Here is a 4857-nt window from a genome sequence, read left to right as displayed (position 1 = left end):
TGGAAGGTTCACTCGAAGGATCACGCGGTGACCGCGCCTACATCAGCAGGACACGCTCACCACCGTGGTCGTCGTACACCACTCTGATGGACTCCACTCAGCCCCCGAAGGCTTCTGGGACGAGCACCTCTGATTATCGGGTCGCGAGGCCTCCATCAGCGGCATGACCGGATGCCTCTTGAGCGCAGGGCATGGGGATCTGGGGATGGGCGCTATGCACGCCGTCCAAATTTAGCGAGATAGTGCCAAACCCTCTTCAGGGCTTGGTTGTCGTACTTACCCTCACGCGCGGCTTGCCCGATCAGGTCGGGTGTGATCACCGATCCAATCGATCGGGCGAGCTCCACGTACTCACCACCCCGGTAGCTCGGGTCCAGTGATGCAGTGGCGGTAGCGAAGCCGGGGTGCCATTCGACAGGGCAGTCGAATCTCTCGGCTGCTCGTTCGACATCTGTGCCCTGATAGCAGGGGTCGAGCACGACAGCCTCGACGTCGCGCGCGATGCATACCTGACCGTGGACATGTGCCTCGACATATCGATCCAGGTGGTCCAGCTCACTCGCATGTGCCAAGCGGATCAGGTCGTCGACCTCACCCGATCCGGTGACAGCATCGGGTTCGAAGACCGAATCGGGAAAGCAGAACGTGCATCGATCCATGACCTCCTCGCGAAGCCGCAGGTGTGCCGATCCGAACCGGACGGATCCGCCGTAAGGGTCGTCAGCGAAGTTCAGGGCCCCGTACACCGGACGCTCGCTATGCGCAGCGCCGTCGTAGCGCCCCCGGAAGAGTCGGCTCTCCCAGCGCCATCTGTCCCCATCCTCATGGGCAGTCAGGCCGCCATTGGACGTTCCCGTTTCGAACTGGCTGCGGTAGCGCCCATCACGGGCGATCGCCTCGATGACGAACCCGTCGCCGAAAGCCCAGTCGGGATGAAACTGCAGCGTGACATGCACATCGAGCATGCTGCCATCCCTGGCGTCTCAGGGGCTCGGGACATCGGCCTACCGGCCTGGGGCAGTTGCGCGCGTAGTCGTTTGTAATACACTCGACTTGTGAGCGAAGCGTTCGACCTTGAGGCGCTCGATGACACCGAGCCCTTCGAGATCGACGAGCAAGCCGCTCACCTGTTCAAGCATCCACACCTGGGGCTGGACGATGTGATCGACGCGTGGAGCAGTGATCCGCTGTTCTACCCGGCCAAGCCGCCCGCCCACTGGTTGATGCTCGCGGAGGTCAGTGGGCGAGTCCTCATCGTCCCGCTGGCCCCATCTCGATCGGGCGATCCGAGCAAGTGCCGACCGATCGGCTGCTACGAGGCGTCTTCGGGCCTCGCCGCTACGTACCGGAGGGACCGTGATGAGCACTGACGACAGCCGGCCGATGACGCCGGAGCAGGAGTACGACTTCTACGCCGACCCGCGCAACCAGGAGCCCCAGGGACCTGCGCGTCGTCGCAAGCGTCCGATGAGCGCGCCCGTGCCGGTGCGCTTCCCAGCTGACCTGCTCGAGGAGGTCAAGCGCGCTGCGGAAGCGGACGACCGTTCAGTCTCCGCCTGGATCCGTCGAGCCGTCGAACACGAGCTGTCCCGCCCCGCCTGACCCGGTGAGCCCAACACGCGGCCAGCGGCAGATGGGGACGTTTGAGAGGTCTCCCAGTGAGTGCATAGTTATGCAGTCAGAGGTCTCTGTCGAGATGGCCTGCGGCGGTTCGACTGAGGGTCGGTTCGGCCAGCACGTCTGGCCGCGCGTCTGTCTGACGATGTGTCCGCAAGGGGATGGTCTTACGGGACGATGGCTGCGGGATGGCACGGCGCGCTTCAGAGCCCGGGTGAGGGTCGGACCAGCGGGTATTGCATGTGGCCCGTCTCGCGGCGAAAGGGCGCGTTGGCGCGGTATCGGGCAGGGGGCCGGTGCGAGTTGGGAGTCGCGACGGGCTGGGCGCGGCCCCGGTCTCGGCTCAGCCGCCGTGGTCAGGTGTGTGTTGGTCCGTCCTGGTTGGTGTCGCGGCCCACCGGCTGGACTGCCTCGCTGGTGTGGGTGTAGGCGGCGTCGCGCACGTCGGCGTAGTCTTCCAGGCCCGCGCCGAGGGCGCCGCCGACCGTGGCGATCGTCGCCGTGAGCCAGGCAAGGCGCCCGTACTCCGCTGCGCCAAGTGCCGTGCCCACCGAGGTGGCATACACCGACTCCGGGACGAGGAGCAGCGCGCCGAGCCATGCCAGGACGAACAGCGCGAGGTAGTAGACCAGCACGCCGATGACGACGGTCGCGAGGGTGGCGAGGTTGAAGAGGACCACCTGCTCGCGTTCCCGGCGGTGCCGCGCGCGTTCCCACAGGCCGCCGCCGAGGACGAGCGCGAGGGTGAGGGCGCCGACCGACAGCACCCCGAGGCCGGTGAGTCTGAGCGACCCGTAGGAGGCGGACAGCGACCACAGGTCGGAGGTGACGAGCGCTGCGACGCCGCTGGCGGCGGCGACGGTGAGCGAGCGCGACAGTCGGAGGGCGAGGCGCCATGGTTGGTTCGCGCGCACCATCCCAAGCAGAACCCAGAGGTTCCCGCCGAGCACGCGGGCCGCGAACTCCACCGCGTTGTCCCCAGGATGGTCCTTGGTGTCGGCCGCGAGCTGACGCAGCCGCCGATCTGGCGAGCGCCCTTCGGCCTCCGCGCCGAGCAGCGTGGTCACGACACCGACGACGGTCTCCTCCGCCCGCCGCTGCACTCGCACTGGTCCTAGCGCCGGGACGGAGACCAGGCCGACGCCGTGCACCGGCTGGTGACGACGGCGAGGGTGCGGTGCCCGTCGCGTAGTGGGGAGTCGGTCAGGACGACGGCGAGGTCCCAGTCCGCGTCGAGCATGCGGTCCCGGGTCTCCTCGAGGAGCTCGGTGCGGCCGGCCGGTGGCCGGGTGAGGACCTCGTGGGCCACGGACACCGTCCACCGGGTCCCGGGAAAGCGGGCGGCCAGGCGCTCGGACAGGGTTGTCTCGAGTGCCGAGCGCACGAGCTCGGCCGCGCGGGGTTCGAGCACGACACCGAGGTGCAGCGTGAGCGGGCGGGCGGCGGGCGGCTGAGCGGGATGTGGCACGGGCCAAGTCTCGGGGATCGCGATGACGGCGGGGAGATCGATGCCCGCGCCGGTGCGATCAGGGTCATCCAGCGCCGAGGGCCGGCGGTGCCGTAGCCCGTGCACGGGATCAGTGGGCTTGTTGACGAGGTGCACGTCGCGGGTCAGGGGCGTACGGTCAGAGCTTGTCAAGATGTCTGTGTAAGTGATGTGGGTCACATGGGGGTTAGAGGTAGGCGTTGGCGATCTCGGTAGCAAGCATCCTTGCCGCCGTGGCCTGCGTGGCGGTCGCTTTCCGCGCCCGAGGCGATTCCAGGCGCTCGGCCGATGCAGCTGAGGCGGCCGAGCACCGCGCTGCGAGACCGCGGCTGCTCGTCGAGCCCGAAGGGGCCGTGCCGCACAACGCAACGGAGGTGATCTACCGCGTTCACAACCTCGACGGTCCGAAGTCACTCTCATCGAGGCAACGCCACGTGTACATGTCTTCGGGGGTGAGGTGCAGACCGACGTCCTCCTCTGCGACGGGGCTGAAATCGGAGTGGTCTACGGCGACCAGGTCGAGCATCAGTGTTACCCGCTCGGTGTCCACGGAGAAGACCTCAGCTGGGACCAGATGGTCCTGAAGGTCGCTCCCGTGGACGCTGAGACAGTGATCGTGGTGGACGGGGTGGACTTGACGTACGGCACGAGATTCCAAAGAGGCACCGAGCACACCGGGTGGACAGGCACCATCGTGTTCCCGAGTGAGTGAGCACAGTGGGACCCGTTACAGGCCGGAGCGGTCGCGGCCCGCGAAAGAACTCCCGAGGGGCGGCAGTAGCGTGCGGCCACGCTCAGCGCGGCAGATGAGTGATAAAGATTGAGGTTGCCGCACGTCGGGATCGTCGCGCACACTGGCGCCTCTTCCACCTGAGAGGTACAGCTTGAGCTACGACGATCCGCGCCTGGCCGTGCTGTATGACGTCGACAACCCCGACGGCCCCGACCACGACTTCTTCCGAGGGTTCGCAGACCACCTCGGTGCGAACCGCATCGTTGATCTAGGCTGCGGCACCGGTCTGCTGACGGTGACCCTGGCGAGGGCTGGGCGCACCGTGACGGGGATTGACCCCGCGCCGGCGATGCTCGAACGCGCAGCAACCCGGCCCGGAGGTGAGGCTGTCAACTGGGTCCTGGGCACCGGCGACGTACTCACGCCTCACACGACCGACCTCATAATCATGAGCGGGAACGTCGTCATGCACATCATCGGAGACGACTGGCACACCACGTTGGCAGCGATCGCTCGTGCCCTCACGCCCAACGGGCGCCTGGTGTTCGAGGCACGAAACCCTGCAGCGCACGCGTGGAAGAGTTGGAACGACCCGGTGGGAGAGCGAGACACACCCGTTGGTTTGCTCCGCGAATCCGTTACCACCGAACCGCCGGACGAGGATGGTGTCGTTCGCATGCACTGCCACAACGAGTTCGTCGAGACCGGCGATGTCCTCGATGTGGAGCAGTCCTTGCAGTTCCGCGACCGCTCGCAGATCGAGGCCGACCTGCTCGCCGCCGGCCTTGTGACGCTCAACGTGTGGAGCGACTGGGCAAAGACGCCGTTCGGTGGCACCGAGGCAGAACCACTGATGGTCTTCGACGCAGCTTTCCCTGGCTGAGGGGGAACGGCGCCACTTGACAATCGGCGCGGCCGACCAGCGGCAGGAGCGGATACTGCATCCGATCCTGACGTCGTCGTCCGGACGCCCCAACCTCTGCATCTGGGGCACGATGGCGTGGTGCTCGAATCCACCGAA

7 protein-coding genes are annotated in these 4857 nt (G+C 66.9%); 4 read left to right on the top strand and 3 right to left on the bottom strand.

The features are described from left to right. Positions 1-212: 212 nt before the first annotated feature. Positions 213-965: a DUF3626 domain-containing protein gene (locus BJF81_RS11750; RefSeq protein WP_075958501.1), complete on the bottom strand. Its 753-nt coding sequence runs from the start codon at positions 963-965 to the stop codon at positions 213-215. Between the two features lie 90 nt (positions 966-1055). Between BJF81_RS11750 and BJF81_RS11745 the strand changes: the two genes are divergently transcribed. Both BJF81_RS11745 and BJF81_RS11740 read left to right on the top strand, forming a co-directional pair. After that, on the top strand, positions 1056-1370 hold the full coding sequence (locus BJF81_RS11745; protein WP_075958500.1) for a hypothetical protein: 315 nt from the start codon (positions 1056-1058) through the stop codon (positions 1368-1370). After that, the gene (locus tag BJF81_RS11740) at positions 1360-1602 is read left to right on the top strand and encodes a ribbon-helix-helix domain-containing protein (protein ID WP_075958499.1); all 243 of its coding nucleotides are present in this window, start codon (positions 1360-1362) and stop codon (positions 1600-1602) included. Before BJF81_RS11745 ends, BJF81_RS11740 begins: the two co-directional genes overlap by 11 nt. A gap of 371 nt (positions 1603-1973) precedes the next feature. Here BJF81_RS11740 and BJF81_RS11735 read toward each other — a convergent pair whose 3' ends face one another. Together BJF81_RS11735 and BJF81_RS18665 are read right to left on the bottom strand one after the other, a co-directional pair. Then, entirely contained in the window at positions 1974-2684 is a 711-nt protein-coding gene (locus BJF81_RS11735) for a hypothetical protein (RefSeq protein ID WP_202817478.1), read from the bottom strand. Positions 2685-2731: 47 nt separating this feature from the next. After that, entirely contained in the window at positions 2732-3085 is a 354-nt protein-coding gene (locus tag BJF81_RS18665; protein WP_202817477.1) for a hypothetical protein, read from the bottom strand. 475 nt (positions 3086-3560) lie between these two features. Between BJF81_RS18665 and BJF81_RS11730 the strand changes: the two genes are divergently transcribed. Further along, a complete protein-coding gene (locus BJF81_RS11730; RefSeq protein WP_075958498.1) occupies positions 3561-3815 on the top strand; it encodes a hypothetical protein in 255 nt (84 codons plus the stop codon). Between the two features lie 199 nt (positions 3816-4014). Beyond that, positions 4015-4719, top strand: a complete 705-nt coding sequence (locus BJF81_RS11725; protein WP_158068672.1) for a class I SAM-dependent methyltransferase — start codon at positions 4015-4017, stop codon at positions 4717-4719. Positions 4720-4857: the final 138 nt, after the last annotated feature.

Source organism: Ornithinimicrobium sp. CNJ-824 (assembly GCF_001942405.1).
Taxonomy (GTDB): domain Bacteria; phylum Actinomycetota; class Actinomycetes; order Actinomycetales; family Dermatophilaceae; genus Ornithinicoccus; species Ornithinicoccus kibberensis.
The sequence above is the reverse complement of the archived record's forward strand: the minus strand, read 5'-3'. Positions and strand labels throughout refer to the sequence as shown.